The organism is Arenibacter antarcticus, assembly GCF_041320605.1.
Taxonomy (GTDB): Bacteria; Bacteroidota; Bacteroidia; order Flavobacteriales; family Flavobacteriaceae; genus Arenibacter; species Arenibacter antarcticus.
This window is the reverse complement of the sequence record NZ_CP166679.1, coordinates 3,939,093-3,958,377: the sequence shown is the minus strand read 5'-3', so window position 1 is coordinate 3,958,377 and position 19,285 is coordinate 3,939,093. Positions and strand designations below refer to the sequence as shown.

The window sequence follows — 19,285 nt, the reverse complement described above, 5'->3', positions numbered from 1 at the left end:
ACCAGAATTCCAAAGATAGGAAAATTTATTATGCATGCATAATAAATTTTGTAAAAAATATTAGGGATAAAAAAAGCCCCTTATTTTTATAAGGAGCTGATTGTTATTAGGTAGCGGGCTGTTTTTAATGCCCGTATATATCATTGTAAAGAATTTTGTACTTCTCTTTAATAATTTTTCTTTTCAGTTTTAGGGTTGGGGTTAAATGCCCTTCCTCTATACTCCAAGCATCTGGAGTTAATCTAAATTGCTTTACTTTTTCCCATTTTGCGAAATTCTCATTGGCAATATCAACCTCCTCTTGGTACCGTGCCAACACTTTTTCATTGGTGACAATATCCTTATCGTCGCCCACTTCAATATTGTGTATTTTCGCCCAATCACGTAAAAAGTTGAAATCGGGTTGAATTAGGGCAGCAGGCATTTTTTCACCTTCCCCAACAACCATTATTTGTTCTATAAATCTGGATTGTTTAAATCGGTTTTCCAGTAATTGAGGGGCCACATATTTACCGCCGGAGGTTTTAAACATCTCCTTCTTTCTATCCGTAATCTTCAGGAATCCGTCCGAATCTATTTCGCCTATATCTCCAGTTTGAAAATACCCGTCCACTAAAACCTCGGCCGTTTTTTCTTCATCCTTAAAATATCCCATCATAACTTGGGGTCCCTTAACACAGATTTCTCCATCTTCGGCTATTTTCACTTCAGTACGGTCTAGCAACTTGCCTACTGTACCAATTCTAAATCCGCCGTCACGAAAATCGTTCACAGAAACTACTGGCGAGGTTTCAGTAAGTCCGTAACCCTCCATAAGACCCATCTCCGCTGCATTAAATACTCTTGCCAGTCTAGGTTGTAATGCGGCACTACCGGAGGCTATAAGACTTATATTACCACCCAATCCCGCCTTCCATTTACTAAAAATAAGTTTACGAGCCACTCCCAATTGCCATTCGTACCACCATCCATTTTCTCCATACGGCTCATATTTCAAGCCAATATCCACCGCCCAGAAGAACAACATTTTTTTTATTCCGGTCAGGGCTGCTCCTTTTGCAATAATAGAGTCGTATACTTTTTCTAATACTCTTGGAACTGCCGTCATAACATGGGGGGCAACCTCCTTTATATTATCGCTGATCTTATCCATAGATTCTGCATAGTGAATGGAGACTCCTCTATACTGGTAGAGATAGATGATCATGCGTTCATATATATGGCATACCGGCAAGAAACTCAATCCATTCGTATCTCCATCCACAATAGGAAACCTTTTTGAACTTTCCAACGCATTGCTCACCACATTATCATGTGACAACATAACACCTTTTGGTTTTCCAGTGGTTCCAGAAGTATAAATCAAAGTAGCTAGATCGTGGGCCTTTACCGCTTTTTTATGTGCTTCTACCTCTTCTTGATTGGAGGTGTCTTCGCCCATGGACAAAATTTCGTTCCAATTTTTACAATTGTCCAATTGATCAAAAGAAAACACTTCCTTTAAATGGGGTGTATTTTTTCGTACTGCCTCTACCTTATTGTAAACCTCCTGGCAAGAGACAAAACAATAAATAGCCTCTGAATGATTGAGGACATATTCATAATCACACTCGGAAATGGTAGGATATATAGGGACATTTTGGGCCCCTAATTGAAGTATCCCAATGTCCATAATGTTCCACTCCGTTCTATTGGTCATGGATATCACAGCAATCTTATCATTTGGTTTAACCCCTAATCGCAGTAATGCGCGACTAGTTTGATTTGCTTTGTCCACATATTCCTGAGAAGAGGTGGCAACCCACTCTCCATTATACTTGGTTACCAATGATTTTTTTAAGTTGAATTTTTCCAATTGATAGTAAGGAAAATCAAAAAGGCGGGTAATGTCTTGCATATTTTATTCGATATTGGTAACGGCAAATTAAGAAAACGTAACGGTATAATAAAATGACATTCGTATAATTGAATTTATTTAATTGATGAATTTACATTTTTATTGTCGAATTTTCAAAAATTAGATATTGTATCCTTTTGGGTAAGATACTGTATTCACGTCTATTGGTTATTTTTAATGTATTATTAGTGGCTATTTTATTTTTAGGATTTATTTTTAATGAATTTATTCAGTCATAGGAAATAGGGACAAGGTTGATAAGGGAATAAAGATGCACATATTCACAAGCCAATAGTACTAAAATAATTGATAATTAAAATCAAATCTTAAAAAATAAATTTATTTTGTTCATGTTCTCGGAATGGTTATCATACTAGGATATGATCTATTAAGTTAATTTCCGAAAAGGAATCTTAGGGCGTATAAAAATCGAAAGATATCCATTGGATACTAGTGTTTTGTTTTAATTTTAGGCGCAAAAGAACAAGCCATTAATAAATCTTTTAAATCAAACGAATGAAAAAGTTAGTTGTTGCCCTTATCATTATTTTTAACCTGTATTCTTGTGCGGAAAAATCAAAGATCCCTGTCTATGCATGGACTGGAGGGCCTGGTGAAGCTACCGATCGGGAATTATTGGATACCTTTAAGGATTATAAGGAAAAAGGTATAGACGGATTAATGTACAACGGGGGGCAGGACCCCAAAACTTATAAAAGGGTAGGGAAATTGGTCAAGGAAGCTGGACTAGAATTCCACACCTGGGTACCGACAATGGTACAAGGGGAAAATCCTAAGTTGTCGCCAGAACTTTACGCAATTAATAGGAATGGGGAGTCTGCATTTGACAAACCTACCTATGTTCCTTATTATAAATTCCTATGTCCTAATAAAGAGGGGACCCATCAATTTTTGGCCGAATTATATGGAAATATTGCCTCGGTAGATGAAGTAGACGGTATCCATTTGGACTATATCCGGTTTCCCGATGTTATTTTAGCAGAGGGACTTTGGGATAAATACGGTTTAGTAATGGATGAGGAATACCCGGAGGCTGATTATTGTTATTGTGACGACTGTGTTGCTGGTTTCAAGGAAAAGTCGGGAATTGACATTAGGGAAGTGGAAGACCCATCGCAGGTAGAAGAATGGAAACAGTTTAGATACAATTTAATTACGGATGTCGTAAACGGTATCGCAAAAGTAGTGCACGAAAAAGGAAAAAAACTAAATGCAGCCGTTTTCCCAGGACCCAGTATTTCCAAAAAATTGGTTAGACAAGAATGGGATAAATGGGATTTAGATGCTGTATACCCCATGAATTACAATGACTTTTACCTAAAAGGGCCAGAATGGGTAGGGGAGATAACTAAGGAAGAGGTGGCAGCCGTAAACAATCAAAAGCCTATTTATAGCGGATTGTTTATCTGTCCCAATCCAGAGAATAAAACAGCGGAAAACGACCCTGAAAATCACGGTTTATTGCCTTCGGAGATAGAAACAGCCATAAGAGGTTCTATGGAAAACGGTGCTTCCGGAATTTGCCTGTTTACTCCAGAGCGAATGAAACCGGAACATTGGGTAGCATTTAAAAAAGCTATTTATGCAGATTATTCTAAAAAATAATAAGGTGCTTTCCAAAAACCCCGAAGGTATGTACCAACGGGGTAATTTAAATTAAATCACTAAATTAGAAATTTTACTTCCCGTTATTTTCGATCCATTTTCTAGCGTTGACGAATGCTTCTAACCAAGGAGAAACTTCATCTTTTCTATCCTTAGGGTAATGTGGCCAGTTCCATTGGAATATAGAACGTTCTATATGGGGCATAGTTACTAAATGTCGCCCTGTTTTATCACACATCATGGCAGTATTGTAATTACTTCCATTGGGGTTTGCTGGGTATCCTTCATAACCGTAATTAGCTACGATTTGATAATTTTCCTGAGATAGTGGTAATCTAAATTTACCTTCTCCGTGGGAAATCCAAACCCCAAGATTTGCACCTTCCAAGGAGGAAAGCATCACCGAATTGTTTTTCTGGATCTTCACTGAGGTAAATCCGCTTTCGTGCTTTTTGGAATTGTTATAGGTGAGTTTTCCATGTTCCGAGTGTTCAGGGTTAATTAGCTCTAACTCCATAAACAATTGGCAACCATTACAAATTCCCACGGAAAGCGTATCGGGTCTATCAAAGAAATTTTTCAGGGCCTTATTGGCCTTTTCATTATACTTAAATGCTCCTGCCCAACCTTTAGCGCTTCCTAGTACATCCGAATTAGAGAATCCGCCTACAGCACCTATAAACTGAATATCCTCCAAGGTTTCCCTTCCTGATATTAGGTCCGTCATGTGGACGTCCTTAACATCAAATCCGGCTAAAAACATGGCGTTTGCCATTTCTCGTTCAGAATTACTACCCTTTTCCCTTAAAATGGCCGCTTTTGGTCGTTTTTCTAGGGCAGGCTTTTCAGGTATTTTTCCATCAAAAGTTGCTGGAAAAGTATATTGTAAAGGCTGATTCTTATAATTGTCATAACGATCTTTTGCCAAATTATTAGCCGTCTGTCGCTGATCTAAAAGATAGGAGGTCTTAAACCAAGTATCCCTTAAAGATTCTATATTCAGTCCCATTTCCACTCCGTTATTCTTGATCGTAAGCGTGGCTTCTTTAGTGACAGCACCTATATTATAGAATGTAATTCCAGCCTCCTTTAGAATAGTTTCTACGGAAGCATCCTTGGCTTGAAATACAATACCCGAATTTTCGGAGAACAACAATTTGATAGTGTCCGTTTCTGAAATAGACGTCAAATCTAACTTGGCCCCTAAATTTTGGTCAGCAAAACAAAGCTCCAATAAGGTAGTGATTAATCCACCTGATGCAACATCATGGCCCGCTAGAATTTTACCATCTACGATTAATTTCTGAATGGTGTTGAAGGTATTCCTAAAGTTTTGGGCATTAAGTACGGATGGCGCTTCGTTTCCAATGGTATTGAAAATTTGGGCAAAGGAAGAGCCACCTAGTTTATGACTATCTTCTGATAAATTAATATAGTAGATATCACCCCCGTCTTTTTGTAAAACTGGCTCTACCACCTTAGTGATGTCATTACAGTTTCCTGCTGCCGAAATTATTACCGTTCCTGGAGAAATCACCTCGTCATTTTTATAACGTTGTTTCATGGAAAGTGAATCCTTACCTGTAGGAACATTGATTCCCAATGCGATAGAGAAATCAGAAACTGCGGTAACGGCCTCATATAATCGGGCATCTTCTCCTTCGTTTTTGCAAGGCCACATCCAGTTGGCGGAAAGGGATACAGAAGAAAGTCCATTTTTTAGGGGAGCCCATACTATATTAGTCAAGGCTTCCGCTATACTATTCTTGCTCCCTGCAGTAGGATCAATCAATCCAGAAATGGGAGAGTGGCCAATAGAAGTGGCAATCCCTTCCTTTCCTTTGTAATCTAACGCCATTACACCGCAATTGTTTAATGGCAATTGAAGTGGACCTGCACATTGTTGTTTGGCAACCTTACCACCCACACATCGGTCTACCTTATTGGTAAGCCAATCTTTGGAGGCTACGGCCTCTAACTGAAGTACGTTTTCCAGATACTCGTGAAAATGCTCCAAAGAATAAGATGGGGAACTGTATTCCCGTTTTATGGTAGTATCTGTCATAATGGTTCTTGGAGAACTCCCAAACATATCCGACAAATCCAGGTCCATTGGCTTTTCGCCCGTGGTAGCAGATTTAAAGGTAAAGCGCTTATCTCCGGTCACATCTCCTACCTCATACATGGGCGATCTTTCCCTGTCTGCGATACGCTGTAGCATAGCTACATCCTGCTGCCCAATTACCAATCCCATACGCTCTTGAGATTCGTTCCCGATGGTTTCCTTGGCCGATAAGGTTGGGTCTCCAATAGGCAGTTTGTCCAGATCTATCTTTCCTCCGGTATCTTCCACTAATTCGGAAAGGCAATTTAAATGTCCGCCTGCCCCATGATCGTGAATAGAAACTATAGGATTATGTTCTGCCTCTACCAAGCCACGGATGGCATTGGCGGCTCTTTTTTGCATTTCTGGATTGGAACGTTGTATGGCATTGAGCTCTATAGTGGAACCAAACTCCCCGGTATCTGCACTGGAAACTGCAGCGCCACCCATTCCAATTCGGTAATTATCACCACCAAGGATTACTATTTTGTCCCCTGTTTTTGGTACATCTTTTATTGCTTGCTCAGCCTTACCGTATCCAATACCTCCGGCTTGCATAATTACTTTATCATATCCTAATTTACGATCATTTTCCTCATGCTCAAAGGTGAGTACTGAACCTGCGATTAACGGTTGACCAAATTTATTTCCAAAATCAGAAGCTCCGTTGGAGGCCTTAATTAGAATGTCCATAGGGGTTTGGTACAGCCAATCTCTTTCCTTCATAGATTTTTCCCATGGTCTATTTTCTTCCAAACGGGAATACGAGGTCATATAAACGGCAGTACCTGCCAATGGAAGTGAACCTTTACCACCTGCCAAACGGTCCCGGATTTCTCCACCAGCACCGGTTGCTGCCCCATTAAAGGGTTCTACCGTAGTTGGGAAGTTGTGGGTTTCCGCTTTTATGGAAATAACAGATTCAAAATCGCTTTCTTGATAAAAATCGGGTTTATCCGCAGTTTTAGGTGCAAACTGTACCACATTTGGTCCTTTAATAAAGGCAACATTATCCTTATAGGCAGAAACAATATCCCCAGGATTCTCATGAGAGGTCTTTTTGATCAATTTGAAAAGGGATGATGGCTTTTCCTCCCCATCAATGATAAAGGTACCGTTGAATATCTTATGGCGGCAATGTTCGGAATTGACTTGACTAAATCCAAAAACTTCCGAATCCGTCAGCTTACGCCCAATTTTCTTGGCCATCCCCTCCAAGTATTCCACTTCTTCCTCATTTAAGGCCAGGCCTTCCTTATCGTTATAAGCGGCAATGTTATCGATATTTTGGATAGGTGCAGGCTGCACATCAACCTTAAAAATATCTTGGTGTAGGGAACTGTATTTTTGGGATAGCATGGGATCATACTGATCAGAATCCTTGGTTGAGGCTATAAATTCCTCAATCCTTATTATCCCAGATATACCCATGTTTTGGGTGATTTCTGTAGCGTTGGTACTCCAAGGAGTAATCATAGCTGCCCTAGGGCCAACAAAAAAGGCGTCTAAGGACGCCGCTATAATCTTAGGTTGATTGCCAAACAACCAGCTAAGTTTTACAATGTCTTCCTGTAACAAATCTTGTTTGGTTTGTACCGCAAATACTTTGGTGTCGAGGGCTCCGAAGAAATGAATCATCTAGTTTGTAAATTGTATGATTAAGAAAGGCACAAATTTACGGTTTTAAAGTGTAATTTTTAAAGAGAATAGTTAACAGTTTTAAGGTGTAATTGTTAATTTTTAATCAACGCCCTTTGGTCTCATGGTTTTTGTTGATTTTACAGGTCTGTATTTCCTATATATAAAACCCATAATTCATAATAAAATTGGAAATATCATCTTTGTTTTAAGACAAAGTTGCATGTTTTGGTGACAGTATGTATTTAAATTATCTTGGTTCAATATGAATCAATACGTGTTCCAAATTAGGTATTTCCATGATCAAGGTATCCTTTAACTGGTGAGATATAGCGTGCCCTTCAAATACTGATATTTCCCCCTTTACTATAGCATGAAGATCCACATGATACTTGGTCCCTGCCTTCCTGACAAAGCATTTTTCGGTGCCTAATACTCCGTCAACCGTCAGCGAAACCTCCCTTATCTCTTCAATAAGATCATCGTAAAGATGTTCGTCCATAATTTCACCAAAGGCTGGGCGAAAAATCAAATAGCTATTGTAGATAATAAATCCAGCTGCAAATAACGCTGCCCAATCGTCCGCAGTTTCAAATCCCTCCCCAAATAATAGGGCGATGGAAATACCTATAAATGCCATCACAGAGGTAATAGCATCACTTCTATGGTGCCAAGCATCTGCTTTTAAAGAGGAGCTATTGGTTTCTATACTTTTTTTCAATACTAAACGAAAGGAAATTTCCTTCCATATGATGATGCCCCCAAGGACAAATAATGTCCATGGTTTAGGTGGTAAATGTGTGGTCTGTATGTTGCGGATACTCTCATAGGCGATAAGAACAGCGGATAACAATAAAAAACCTACTACTAAAAAAGTGATGAGGGGTTCTATTCTTCCATGTCCGTATGGGTGGTTGTCATCGGCTGGTCTTTTGGCATACTTCAAGCCGAAGAGCACTAGTAGGGAAGAGAAAATATCAGTAGTAGATTCTATGGCGTCGGCAATTAAAGCGTAAGAATTCCCAAAGACACCTGCCAAACCCTTTATTATTGCCAAAAGTGTACTTCCTACAATACTATAATATATGGTCCGAATGGCGGTTTTGGCGTTTGTCAATTTTAGGAAGGCTTTTTTTTGCTGGACAAAGATAGCGGACTTGCTGTTAAATCCATATTTAATTAATACCAATTCGAAGTGATGAATAGGAGAAATCCTTGATTTAGACGGATTATGTTTTTATCTTAGGAATAATTTAAACAACACAAATTGTAGCTATGGCACAAAAGTATATCGACTTAACTACCCTCAAATATTTATTAAACAATGTTCATGGACTATCCCAATTGGTTCAGTTAGAGCGCTATAAGGAACACGATCCCGAATCCATGGGCATGTTCCTAGATTCGGTAAAGGAGTTTGCTGATCGCGAATTGTTTCCTTTTTTTAAGGAAATGGACGATTCCCCAGCGGCGTTTAAGAATGGAGAGGTTATTGTTCATGAGCAGGTAGGAGTAATAATGAAGAAAGGAGGGGAAATGGGCCTTATTTGTGGTCCGTTCGATTATGAAATTGGCGGCCTACAACTCCCTTTCATTGTTCATACTGCAGCCACCTATATTTTGGATACAGCCAATAATCATTTACCCGGATATCTAACCTTAACTCTGGGAGCAGCCGAGCTTATTACCCATTTTGGCAATAGCGCATTAAAGGATGCTTATATTCCGAAAATGCTGTCGGGAGAATGGGGTGGGACCATGTGTCTTACCGAACCCGATGCCGGTAGTTCACTTTCCGATATCACCACCAAGGCCACCCCCACGAAGGATGGTCATTATCATATAAAAGGTCAAAAAATATTTATTTCTGGGGGCGATTATCCATATGTCGAAAACATTGTTCATTTGGTATTGGCCCGTATAGAGGGGGCACCAGCAGGAACCAAGGGAATTTCATTGTTTGTGGTGCCTAAACTTAGGACTGAAAATGGGAATTCGATAAAAAACGACGTGACAACCCTGTCAGATTTTCAAAAGATGGGCCAACGTGGCTTTGCGACTACCCATTTGGGGTTTGGGGATCAAAATGATTGCAGAGGATGGTTGTTAGGTGAGGCTCATCAAGGATTAAAATACATGTTTCAGATGATGAACGATGCCCGAATAGGTGTAGGTAGGGGAGCGGCGGCAATATCCATGGCAGCATACCAGGCCTCCTTGCAATATGCTAAAGAACGTACCCAGGGTAGAAAACTAAGAAGCTCGGGGAAAAAAGATCCAAATGAAAGCCCCTGTCCCATTATAGAGCATCCAGATGTAAGGCGAATGCTGTTTCTTCAGAAAGCCATTGCCGAAGGTTCCTTAAGTTTAATATTACTTGCAGCAAAATATCACGATCTACAACTTGCCGAGAAAGACCAAGCTACAAAAGAAAAATACGGAATGTTGTTGGAAATTATAACTCCCATCGTAAAAACATATCCTGCAGAGGCCGGAGCAGTGGCTGTAAATAATGGCCTGCAAGTTTTAGGCGGTTATGGATTTTGTACCGATTTTATCTTGCAGCAATATTATCGCGATATACGGATTTTTAGTATTTATGAAGGAACAACTGGGATTCAGTCCCAAGATCTTCTGGGACGGAAGGTGCTCATGGACAATGGAAGGGCGCTAGAGCTACTGCTTAATGAAATATTGGAGACCATTACAGAGGCCCTTACCATGGAAAATTTAAAACCCTATGCTACTATTTTGGGGGATAAGATAAAATTGACCCAAGAAGTAACGGCTCATTTGATGCCAATTGCCACAGAGGGCGATTTCGAACGTTATCTCTCCGATGCTAATTTGTTTATGGAATTCCTAAGTCATTTAGTGTTAGGTTGGATATGGTTAGATATCGCAGCTACAGCAGAAAAGGATATTTTAAAAAAGGATAATACGTACCCCTTAGATTTTTATCAAGGCAAAATCCATACTATGAAGTTTTACTTTAAGTACGAATTGATAAAAACTAGTGGATTAGCAAAATCCATAATGCATGAGGATGTTCTAACCTTAAATAGTGAGAAGGATTATTTTTAAAAAACCGAAATTTATTCCAAGTTAAAAGTAGGGTAAAACTAAAGTAAGTTGTTTTATAACCGAACCATATCATCGGGTCAGAATGATCAAATAAAACAACGAAATTATGAAGAGAATACATTTTTCAACATTGGTAAGCCTATTATTTATATCTGTTGGAGCAATTGCCCAAGCGGAAAAAGCCAATAAAATCGAAAACCGATCCTATTACGAACAGCGCGCTATTGAGGATGCGAAATATGAACAAACCCAACAGCTGGATAAAGATGCTGAGGAGGATTTTTGGGAAGATCAAAAGGAATATGACCGGAAGCTGAAAAAACGAGATAAAAAAGCGTACAAAGCCTATTTAAAGGGCAAGAGGGATGCCTACTCCGAACATAGACAACATTGTGATTCCCACTGTCACCACAGTCAGCATTATCACAGTTACGCTTCTTTTTACTATTACAATAACGCTCATTACGGTAATCACAGACCACATAACAGAACTACTATCCGTACTGGAGTTGGAGTAAGAATGCCCAGTGTGAGAATTGGACTTTAGGAATAGCAAAACTTCTTTTTCCTTCCACCAAAGTGAAAATTTAGGCATAAAAAAATCCCCGATGCGTACATCGGGGATTTTTTAGTTGTAATTGTAATAATTGACTAAGCCGGATTTTTCTCCAATTGAGCCATATAAAATCCATCAAAACCTGTTTTTGAAGCATAGATCTTGGATTCTTTAACCAAATTAAAATCCTTTCCAGCTTCCGAACTTAAAAATTTCTTTACCTGTAAGTTGTTTTCTTGGGGCAAGATAGAGCAGGTAGCATATACCATTTTACCTCCTGGCTTAAGAATTCGACTATAATCTTGTAGAATCTCTTGTTGGGTAACCATAATTTTATCAAGAAATTCAGGTTGCAATTTCCATTTTGCATCCGGATTCCTTTTTAGTACTCCCAATCCGGTACAAGGTGCATCTATAAGTACGCGATCTGCTGTGCCGTATAATTTCTTGATAACCTTGGTAGTTTCAATATGTCTTGTTTCAACATTATGCGCACCATCTCTTTTGGCCCTTCTTTTTAGTTCCTTTAGTTTGTTGCCATAAATATCCAAGGCAATCAATTGCCCTTTGTTTTCCATTAACGAAGCCAAATGCAATGACTTACCTCCTGCACCCGCACAGGTGTCTACTACACGCTGACCGGGTTTAACATCTAAAAATGGGGCTACCAATTGTGAAGAGGCATCCTGTACTTCAAACCAACCATTTTGGAAGGCTTCTGTGATAAACACATTACTGCGTTCCACCAGCTTTAAGGCGTCTGGATATCCCCTAATATACTCCGTTTCTATCCCCGCCTCACTAAGTGCACTCCTTAAACTATCCTTGGTGGTTTTTAAGGTATTCACTCTAAGAATAACATCTGCCTGCTGATTTAATGCAGCGATTTCTTTGGTCCATAAGGCTTCGCCTAAAGCTTTTACGGCTAATTCATCAATCCAATCCGGAACAGATTCCCTGTATTTTCTTATTTGGGAAAGTTCGTCAAACCTACCTTTGATCCTTCTTTCTGGAGTAGGTTCAATTTGTTTCCAATCTGGAAGTTTAATTCCTTTTAAAACTGCCCATACGGCAAACATCCTAAAAAGATTTTGTCTACTATAAGGAGCCTTCACCTCTGCAATCTCTGCATACAGTCTTTTCCAACGTACCATATCATAGGTGGTTTCCGCAATAAATCCTCTATCCCTTGCACCCCAACGCTTATCGTACTTTAATACTTTTTGTACTACTTTATCGGCATATTCACCTTCATTAAATATATAATTTAATGCATCAACAACCCCAAACACTAGATTTCTATGTAATCGCATTTTTAAAAATTAAGATTGCAAAGGTATTGTATTAGAACCTATTCCTATTATTTTTGTTGAAAATTATGAACATGACCAGATTTATCCCTGTTTTACTACTAATATTGATCGTTTCTTGTTCCAATAAGGAGACTTCAAAAGTTTTTACTGCCGTAGATATAAAAACAGTTCTTTCCGATTCTTTAAGCATAAGAGCCATAGAAATTATGGATGGGGGAAGCTTGGCTTTTGCCGCCAATAAGGGAGCTTTTGGATTATTGGATTTAAACACTGAAATAGCAAGGGTAAATACCCAACAACACGACTCTCTAGTACCCGAATTTAGGGCGGTAGCACATACCAATACCGATTTTTTTATGCTTTCTGCAGGTAATCCTGCCCTGCTGTATAAAACAGGAGATTCCGGTTCTATGGAATTGGTATATAAGGAAGAAAACGAAAAGGTATTTTATGATGCCTTGACTTTTTGGAACAATATGGAGGGAATTGCTGTAGGGGACAGTATGGAAGGCTGTTTGTCTATTATTATTACTAGGGACGGCGGCGAGAGTTGGGAAAAATTGCCTTGTTCCTCTCTACCGAAATCTGAGGAAGGAGAGGGCGCATTTGCTGCAAGTAACACCAACATCAAGACGGTAGGGGATAAGGCCTGGATTGCTACCACAAAAGGAAATGTTTATTACACAGAAGACAAGGGTGCCTCTTGGGAAATTATAACGACACCTATTAGGAGTGAAAAGTCGACCCAAGGAATTTATTCCATCGACTTTTACGACGAAAATGTTGGATTTGTTTTTGGAGGAGACTATACCGATCCAGAAGGTAATCTTGACAACAAGGCGATCACCACTGATGGGGGAAAAACCTGGAATTTAGTTGCCAGCGGGAAACTGCCAGATTATAGGAGCTGCGTGCAATTTGTTCCCAATTCGGATGGCAATTCGTTGATTGCCTTGGGGTTTAAGGGAATAGCCTACTCCTATGATAGTGGGCAAAGCTGGCAACAGCTCTCCAACGAATCTTTCTTTACATTACGATTTCTAAATGATTCTGTGGCCTATGCGGCCGGAACAAATAGGATAGCAAAACTTACTTTTAAATAGGCGGGGGGTGTCAATTATCTAAGGTTAATTGCAAGGTTGGTGGGACTGTTCATTAGAACTGACTATCGGAATATTCATTACTGATTTTAATAGTGCTCCTTCGGCTTAGTTACCAGCTATCGGGTTAGCTAAAGTTCATGTTCTCGGGCATGTCCGAGTAACTCAATACTCATATCTCAACACTAGTTACTTTTCCCCTCTTTTTTGTCGGTATTGCTTAATTAACTGTCGTTTAAAATCTTCCTCTGAACGAAGCAAAACAATTGCTTTTTTAGCAGAAATAGTGTTGGATACCTTTTCTATATACGCCTTTTCCGCCCGGTATTTATCCTCTTCCAATTTCCCCATTTGTTTTAATAGGTCGCTTGCCTCAGCAGCGGAAAGCGCATCTAGATTTTTAATTTTCTCCTTAATTTTACTGTGTTCCCTACGGTGTAATGCTATCTTTTGGGCCTCATACTCATTATACAGAGGCCAAAAATCTTGTGCTTCTTTTGGAGTTAGGTTCAAACGTTCAGTGATAAAGGCAATTTTATAGGATTTAATTTTGTCCCAATCGGGTTTGCCTTGAGCGCTGACAGACAAGGTGGCCATCAACCAAAAAACAGCTAGGATAATATAATTTTTTCTAATCATCATTGTTCAAATTTAATTCTTCAAAATCTTCTATATTGGTATTCAAATAGTCAATAAAATTTTCATTATCAAGCTGGAAATCCAATATCTCATTGATATCCATATCGCTTACGGGTAACATTTCTGCCAATTCATAGGAGGAGACTCCCAAGCCATTAAATTCGAAATAATCCTCTATGTCAGAATTAGCCAAAACAGTATCACTGTTGCTAATGTCCTTCCATTGTAGGCCGACAATTATCAGCAATACAGCAGCAACTGAGGCGGCTATATAATAATACCTTTTTAGCGATCTAACAGGGACAGTTTTATTCTCTTCCGTTTCCAGTTTGGCAAGAACCCTATCCGTGAACGAATCAAAATACCCTTCCGGCACCCTAAAATCATCATGTTCCGTAGATTCCATTTTTTCCGATTCCATTTTGGTGAAAACATTGTCGGAAAGGGAGTCAAAATACCCCTCGGGGACTCGGAAACTGTTGTCTTTATTTATTTTTTTCATTTTTGCAATTTGACCATTGTCTTGGAGAAAATTTAATTGTCCCTTAAAAATGCTTCAACCTTTTTGGTTGCTAAATGGTAGGAGGCCTTTAATCCCCCAACAGATGTTTCTAATATCTCGGATATCTCCGAATATTTCATTTCCTGGAAATATTTCATATTAAAAATCAATTTTTGTTTTTCGGGCAATACAGCTATCGCCTGTTGTAACTTCAACTGTATATCATCGCCTTCAAAATAAACATCTGCTTTTAAGTTGGCCAGCTTGTCGCTCATTAATTGTTCATCGTTGATCTTTAATTTTTGAGATTTCAATTTTAGAAAACTCAAAGCCTCGTTGGTAGCGATTCTGTACATCCATGAGTACAGTTTGCTTTCACCCTTAAATCCATCAATGTTCCTAAATACTTTGATAAAGGTATTCTGCAGAACATCGTCCGTGTCATCATGGTCCAGCACAATCCGTCTAATATGCCAATACAAACGCACTTTATAGGCGTCAACAAGAATTTCAAAGGCCTTTGCCTGACTATTCTTTTGTTTTAATTGCAATACCAAAACTTCTTCCGCAATCACCATGAATTAACTTAAGTTCTCTAATAGGACTCCAAATATTGGAAAAGGTTTATTCCTAGGCCATTATTTATAAATCCACCTGTATCCACCAAGATAAGGAAGTTTCACTAAGTTTTCTCATCTAATAGAGCAAACCAAATAAACATTGTAGCAATTTTAGTTAGTTTTGAATCCATTAAATAGGAAGGGAAGTTAACTTCTGAAAAATTTATTAAATTTTACCACAACTTGTTTTATGAATAGCAAAATACATCAAAGCTGGCAGCAAATATTGGATAGTGAGTTTAGCGCTGCTTATTTTAAGGCCCTACAATCATTTGTTGATCAAGAATATGAGGAGCATCAGTGCTTTCCGCCAGAAGCGCAAATTTTTTCTGCGTTTGATCATTGCCATTGGGAAGACACTAAGGTAGTGGTGATAGGGCAAGATCCATACCACGGTGCAGGGCAAGCCAATGGACTTTGTTTTTCCGTAAATGACGGAGTGACACACCCGCCATCTTTAGTGAATATTTTCAAGGAATTACAATTGGATCTGCACAAGCAATATCCCATAAGTGGTGATTTGGAGAAATGGGCAGACCAAGGCGTTTTGTTGCTAAATGCCACGCTTACTGTAAGGGCGCACCATGCAGGGAGTCATCAAGGTAAGGGATGGGAGACCTTTACCAATGCAGTCATAACCAAACTATCTCAGGAAAAAAACGGCTTGGTATTTATGCTGTGGGGCGGGTATGCCAAGAAAAAAGTAAAATTGATCGATACCGAAAAGCACCATATCTTAACTTCGGGACACCCTTCCCCATTAAGCGCCAATAGAGGATATTGGTTTGGGAATAGACACTTTGGAAAAACGAATGAAATTTTACTGAGACAAAGTTTAACACCAATAGACTGGTAATTGTATGGTAGAAACTACTAAAGTTCCAAATATTTAGGACAATAAACCAACTTAAATTACCGTTAGATTTAATTTTTAATCTTAATCCATTTTGCTCACCGCCTAAATATGAATTATACCAAACTAAAATCGGTTTTACTAGTAGATGATGACGGGATCACCAACATGTTGAATCAACTTTTTTTGAAAAAGCTAATCCCTAACCTTGACATAAATACTGTGATTGATGGGCATAGGGCATTGGATTTTATTGAGGCCCAGATAAATGAAATAGAAAGTGGTTCTTTTTTATTGATATTAGATGTTGAAATGCCCATGATGAATGGATGGCAGTTTTTACAGGCATTTGATATACTTTTTAGGCAAGAGGAAAAGGAAAAAATTATAATTGCCATACTTACGGCAAATGGCACTGAAGAGCTTACCTATAAGGCATTGTCGTATCCCCAAGTTAAGGGGTGCCTCCACAAACCGTCATCGGATATCAACTTTAGAAAAGTGATCAAAACTTTTTTTAACCAATAATCAAAATACCAAAAACAGTTTGTAGCAGCCTATTTCTTAGCGTAAAGTATTTGGTCGGAAGGCAATCTCTTATCTATCAGCTTAAGATCCAATAAGGTATTTTGCACCGAGTTTAATGTAGTTTCCTTAAGATTTTTGTCGCTCCACCTAGTCAGGGAAAGCCAATGCTGTATATCTTCTAATTGTTGTCCATAAGTGTTTGCAATTGTTTTGTCGATACTCGGGATTCCTTTAAAATCTTCGGTGTATACATTAATGACCTCTAGTATGTGGGCCAAGGTGCCTGGATGCTCGGCAATAAATTTGTCCGTTGCTGCCACTACAAAACAGGGCCATGGAGTAGGGCAGTCGGTTAACCTTCTAAACACCTGCTGATCTACCAAGGGTTTTGTGGTAAAACGTTCCCACATAAAGTAATCAGCTGTGCCATTGCTAAGAGCATCAACTGCACCTTCCAAATTATCTACTACCTGAAATTTTAATTCCTCGGTATTCCAATTGTTGTTTTTTCCGTTTACATAGGCCATTAAATGACTGCCACTGCCAAACCTACTAATCGCTGCGGTTTTACCTTCTAGGTCTTCTAAACGGACGTAATCGCTGGTATGTGCAACATGAATTCCCCATAGTAATGGACTGGCTATAAATTCTTGAACAATTTTAACAGGATTGCCCTCGGAAATACTCTTTACAACACCTTCGGTTAAAATAATGGCCAAATCTGCCTCACCATCTTTTAACATCTGTGCCATTTTCCCTGTTCCTTCAGGAATATCCGTCCATTCCAACTTAATTCCTCTAGACTTAAAGGCGCCTTCCTCAATAGCTAATTGCCATGGGAAATTAAAATGTTCAGGGACACCTATTATACTTACTTTTTTCAATTCAAAAATCTATTTAATCGTTAATATTTAAATTATAGTTTGGCGTAATGTCTAAACCTATGCTATAATTAGAATGCAGTAATGTGTTTACAATCAGATTTAAACATATATTAATTATCAGTGATTCGTTCTAATGCATAGGCTATCAATCCTTGGGTAGCCTTTTCTGGATTGGTTGAAAATTCCCCGTTACACCTATTGGCTAATATACAATTTAGGGACAATGCTCGGTGCCCTAATAGTTTGGCGAGGCCGTAAATGCCTGCGGTCTCCATCTCCAAATTAGTTATTTGCATTCCCTGATAATTAAAGCTAGCCAATTTATCGTTGATAGCTTTATCTTGAAGTGGCAATCTAAGGACTCTGCCTTGCGGGCCGTAAAACCCAACATTGGTAGCTGTAAAACCAGGTAACAATTGTTTTGAAGCAAATTTTTGAGCCAATTCCCTGTCACATTCCACAACATAGGGAGTAGATTTGTCTTTTAGCCAATTGGTATGGGATAAAAATGCCTGTTGAATTTCAGGATGCTGAACATGTTGACTATCATAAAAATGAAGCAAGCTATCCAATCCGATAGCATATTCGCTCATCAGATAGGAGTGTATGGGGATATGTGGTTGAATAGCGCCTGAAGTACCTATGCGTATGATATCTAATACTATTTTAGTTGTCTTGACGGACCTACTGTCAAAGTCGATATTCACCAGTGCATCAAGTTCATTTAGTACAATATCGATATTATCGGTCCCAATCCCCGTAGATAAAACCGTAATTCGTTTTTGACCAATTCGCCCGGTGTGGGAGTGGAATTCCCGTTTGTTTTTTTTTACTTCTATGGAGTCAAAATACTGAGAAACTAGGGGGACCCTATCGGGATCACCCACCGTAATAACGGTTTCGGCTAGTTCTTCGGGCAATAAATTTAGGTGATATACACTTTTGTCAGGATTAAGGACAAGTTCAGACGCACTTAGGTTCATTTTATAATTTAAGTATTCGGTCGGTATCCGTATTGTATAAGAAGCTATATTTTAAAGCGCCTCCCAAGAAAACATCATTTTCTTGAATACAGGAATAATAACTCGTTTTACCTACCAAAATATCATTCCCTGTTTTGGAAAGTTTAACTGGTTTAAATGATTTAAACATGGGCTTCAATTTAACAAAAAGTCGGTCATACTGCGTGTCCCCAAATCCATAACGCCCTTGGTTCTTTAAGACCGTGGCCATTAATTCCGATTTAGACTTGGGATTGGCGCTATTTGCCAATCGCAATATATTGTTCTCCACTTCGTTCAATCCATTTTTTATGCTCGGGAAACGCATCAAATGTGCTCTAATTGCCGATTCTAAGTAGGTGAATTGAAAACTACTGAAATCCTTTAAATTTTCTAGACGTATAGGATTGTCGCTACAGTATAACTGCCATACATAATCTGCATATTCCACATCGTCTTGGTTTAAATAGGTGCGGTGGTTATATAAGTTTAGGATTTGCTCATCACTAAGGTCGTTCAGGCCATATAGCGTATCCGAATCATCTTCCTCGCCACAGCAAACCATTGAGATCTCGGCAAAGGGTCTGTTGCTTTTTAGCCAAGAGATTACTGCCAACATATTAATTTGACAAAACAGATCGTATTCAAACCAAAGCACTATATGATCTTCTTGCTTGTGGTTACATAACGATCGGTATTCCTTGAGGGTTTTTTCTATAAACCAAGATTTGGTAACCTTGTAATTCTTGTTGAGAAATTCGAATCTAGTTTTCCAAAAGGATTCGCTTCCCACATTCGTTTCGGTTTTACCTTCGCATAACATTTCGCGCCAAGTAATAATTTCCCCTCCTAAATTTAGGTTACGTAATTTCGTGGTGAAACTGTCGCCATTGGTGATGTGTAACTGAGAACTCATTTTTTTTTGGTGGTTTAGGTTGTG

The 19,285-nt window shown here is 38.9% G+C and carries 16 protein-coding genes; 6 read left to right on the top strand and 10 right to left on the bottom strand.

Annotated elements, in window-relative coordinates:
• Positions 1 to 124: 124 nt before the first annotated feature.
• Complete coding sequence (locus KCTC52924_RS16295) at positions 125 to 1,897, bottom strand: long-chain fatty acid--CoA ligase (protein WP_251805820.1); 1,773 nt, start codon at positions 1,895 to 1,897, stop codon at positions 125 to 127.
• Between the two features lie 516 nt (positions 1,898 to 2,413).
• On the opposite strand from KCTC52924_RS16295, the gene KCTC52924_RS16290 reads away from it, so the two are divergent.
• A complete protein-coding gene (locus KCTC52924_RS16290; RefSeq protein ID WP_251805819.1) occupies positions 2,414 to 3,523 on the top strand; it encodes a hypothetical protein in 1,110 nt (369 codons plus the stop codon).
• Positions 3,524 to 3,596: 73 nt separating this feature from the next.
• Here the strand turns inward: KCTC52924_RS16290 and purL are convergent, their stop codons facing one another.
• Together purL and KCTC52924_RS16280 are read right to left on the bottom strand one after the other, a co-directional pair.
• Complete coding sequence (purL, locus tag KCTC52924_RS16285) at positions 3,597 to 7,265, bottom strand: phosphoribosylformylglycinamidine synthase (RefSeq protein ID WP_251805818.1); 3,669 nt, start codon at positions 7,263 to 7,265, stop codon at positions 3,597 to 3,599.
• A gap of 250 nt (positions 7,266 to 7,515) precedes the next feature.
• The gene (locus KCTC52924_RS16280) at positions 7,516 to 8,382 is read right to left on the bottom strand and encodes a cation diffusion facilitator family transporter (RefSeq protein WP_251805817.1); all 867 of its coding nucleotides are present in this window, start codon (positions 8,380 to 8,382) and stop codon (positions 7,516 to 7,518) included.
• 158 nt (positions 8,383 to 8,540) lie between these two features.
• On the opposite strand from KCTC52924_RS16280, the gene KCTC52924_RS16275 reads away from it, so the two are divergent.
• Together KCTC52924_RS16275 and KCTC52924_RS16270 are read left to right on the top strand one after the other, a co-directional pair.
• Positions 8,541 to 10,349, top strand: coding sequence for an acyl-CoA dehydrogenase (locus KCTC52924_RS16275; protein ID WP_251805816.1), 1,809 nt, complete (start codon positions 8,541 to 8,543; stop codon positions 10,347 to 10,349).
• 106 nt (positions 10,350 to 10,455) lie between these two features.
• Entirely contained in the window at positions 10,456 to 10,896 is a 441-nt protein-coding gene (locus KCTC52924_RS16270) for a hypothetical protein (protein ID WP_251805815.1), read from the top strand.
• 104 nt (positions 10,897 to 11,000) lie between these two features.
• Here KCTC52924_RS16270 and KCTC52924_RS16265 read toward each other — a convergent pair whose 3' ends face one another.
• Positions 11,001 to 12,218 (bottom strand): RsmB/NOP family class I SAM-dependent RNA methyltransferase, encoded by a 1,218-nt coding sequence (locus KCTC52924_RS16265; RefSeq protein ID WP_251805814.1) that lies wholly within the window; start codon positions 12,216 to 12,218, stop codon positions 11,001 to 11,003.
• Positions 12,219 to 12,289: 71 nt separating this feature from the next.
• Between KCTC52924_RS16265 and KCTC52924_RS16260 the strand changes: the two genes are divergently transcribed.
• Positions 12,290 to 13,321 (top strand): VPS10 domain-containing protein, encoded by a 1,032-nt coding sequence (locus tag KCTC52924_RS16260; protein ID WP_251805813.1) that lies wholly within the window; start codon positions 12,290 to 12,292, stop codon positions 13,319 to 13,321.
• Between the two features lie 186 nt (positions 13,322 to 13,507).
• On the opposite strand, the gene KCTC52924_RS16255 is transcribed toward KCTC52924_RS16260, so the two are convergent.
• The 3 genes from KCTC52924_RS16255 to KCTC52924_RS16245 are packed head-to-tail and all read right to left on the bottom strand — an operon-like array spanning position 13,508 to position 15,034.
• Positions 13,508 to 13,960: a hypothetical protein gene (locus KCTC52924_RS16255; protein WP_251805812.1), complete on the bottom strand. Its 453-nt coding sequence runs from the start codon at positions 13,958 to 13,960 to the stop codon at positions 13,508 to 13,510.
• Positions 13,950 to 14,459, bottom strand: coding sequence for a hypothetical protein (locus KCTC52924_RS16250; RefSeq protein WP_251805811.1), 510 nt, complete (start codon positions 14,457 to 14,459; stop codon positions 13,950 to 13,952). The genes KCTC52924_RS16255 and KCTC52924_RS16250 overlap by 11 nt, the downstream gene beginning before the upstream one ends.
• Before the next feature lie 32 nt (positions 14,460 to 14,491).
• Positions 14,492 to 15,034, bottom strand: coding sequence for an RNA polymerase sigma factor (locus KCTC52924_RS16245; RefSeq protein ID WP_370671549.1), 543 nt, complete (start codon positions 15,032 to 15,034; stop codon positions 14,492 to 14,494).
• Positions 15,035 to 15,269: 235 nt separating this feature from the next.
• Here KCTC52924_RS16245 and KCTC52924_RS16240 point away from each other — a divergent pair, with 235 nt between their 5' ends.
• Both KCTC52924_RS16240 and KCTC52924_RS16235 read left to right on the top strand, forming a co-directional pair.
• Complete coding sequence (locus KCTC52924_RS16240; RefSeq protein WP_251805809.1) at positions 15,270 to 15,935, top strand: uracil-DNA glycosylase; 666 nt, start codon at positions 15,270 to 15,272, stop codon at positions 15,933 to 15,935.
• A 108-nt stretch (positions 15,936 to 16,043) separates the two neighbouring features.
• Positions 16,044 to 16,460: a response regulator gene (locus KCTC52924_RS16235; protein WP_251805808.1), complete on the top strand. Its 417-nt coding sequence runs from the start codon at positions 16,044 to 16,046 to the stop codon at positions 16,458 to 16,460.
• Between the two features lie 29 nt (positions 16,461 to 16,489).
• On the opposite strand, the gene KCTC52924_RS16230 is transcribed toward KCTC52924_RS16235, so the two are convergent.
• From KCTC52924_RS16230 to KCTC52924_RS16220, 3 genes are all read right to left on the bottom strand, one after another.
• Positions 16,490 to 17,344: a substrate-binding domain-containing protein gene (locus KCTC52924_RS16230; protein ID WP_251805807.1), complete on the bottom strand. Its 855-nt coding sequence runs from the start codon at positions 17,342 to 17,344 to the stop codon at positions 16,490 to 16,492.
• A gap of 110 nt (positions 17,345 to 17,454) precedes the next feature.
• On the bottom strand, positions 17,455 to 18,327 hold the full coding sequence (locus KCTC52924_RS16225) for a nucleoside phosphorylase (protein WP_251805806.1): 873 nt from the start codon (positions 18,325 to 18,327) through the stop codon (positions 17,455 to 17,457).
• Position 18,328: 1 nt separating this feature from the next.
• Positions 18,329 to 19,261, bottom strand: a complete 933-nt coding sequence (locus tag KCTC52924_RS16220; RefSeq protein WP_251805805.1) for a DUF1835 domain-containing protein — start codon at positions 19,259 to 19,261, stop codon at positions 18,329 to 18,331.
• Positions 19,262 to 19,285: the final 24 nt, after the last annotated feature.

Bases quoted from the DNA above. Each gene is read 5' to 3' on its own strand.
- KCTC52924_RS16250 (WP_251805811.1), bottom strand. From the start codon at position 14,459: ATGAAAAAAATAAATAAAGACAACAGTTTCCGAGTCCCCGAGGGGTAT.
- KCTC52924_RS16255 (WP_251805812.1), bottom strand. From the start codon at position 13,960: ATGATGATTAGAAAAAATTATATTATCCTAGCTGTTTTTTGGTTGATG.
- KCTC52924_RS16270 (WP_251805815.1), top strand. From the start codon at position 10,456: ATGAAGAGAATACATTTTTCAACATTGGTAAGCCTATTATTTATATCT.
- KCTC52924_RS16235 (WP_251805808.1), top strand. From the start codon at position 16,044: ATGAATTATACCAAACTAAAATCGGTTTTACTAGTAGATGATGACGGG.
- KCTC52924_RS16290 (WP_251805819.1), top strand. From the start codon at position 2,414: ATGAAAAAGTTAGTTGTTGCCCTTATCATTATTTTTAACCTGTATTCT.
- KCTC52924_RS16295 (WP_251805820.1), bottom strand. From the start codon at position 1,897: ATGCAAGACATTACCCGCCTTTTTGATTTTCCTTACTATCAATTGGAA.
- purL (WP_251805818.1), bottom strand. From the start codon at position 7,265: ATGATTCATTTCTTCGGAGCCCTCGACACCAAAGTATTTGCGGTACAA.
- KCTC52924_RS16240 (WP_251805809.1), top strand. From the start codon at position 15,270: ATGAATAGCAAAATACATCAAAGCTGGCAGCAAATATTGGATAGTGAG.
- KCTC52924_RS16225 (WP_251805806.1), bottom strand. From the start codon at position 18,327: ATGAACCTAAGTGCGTCTGAACTTGTCCTTAATCCTGACAAAAGTGTA.
- KCTC52924_RS16265 (WP_251805814.1), bottom strand. From the start codon at position 12,218: ATGCGATTACATAGAAATCTAGTGTTTGGGGTTGTTGATGCATTAAAT.
- KCTC52924_RS16260 (WP_251805813.1), top strand. From the start codon at position 12,290: ATGACCAGATTTATCCCTGTTTTACTACTAATATTGATCGTTTCTTGT.
- KCTC52924_RS16275 (WP_251805816.1), top strand. From the start codon at position 8,541: ATGGCACAAAAGTATATCGACTTAACTACCCTCAAATATTTATTAAAC.
- KCTC52924_RS16220 (WP_251805805.1), bottom strand. From the start codon at position 19,261: ATGAGTTCTCAGTTACACATCACCAATGGCGACAGTTTCACCACGAAA.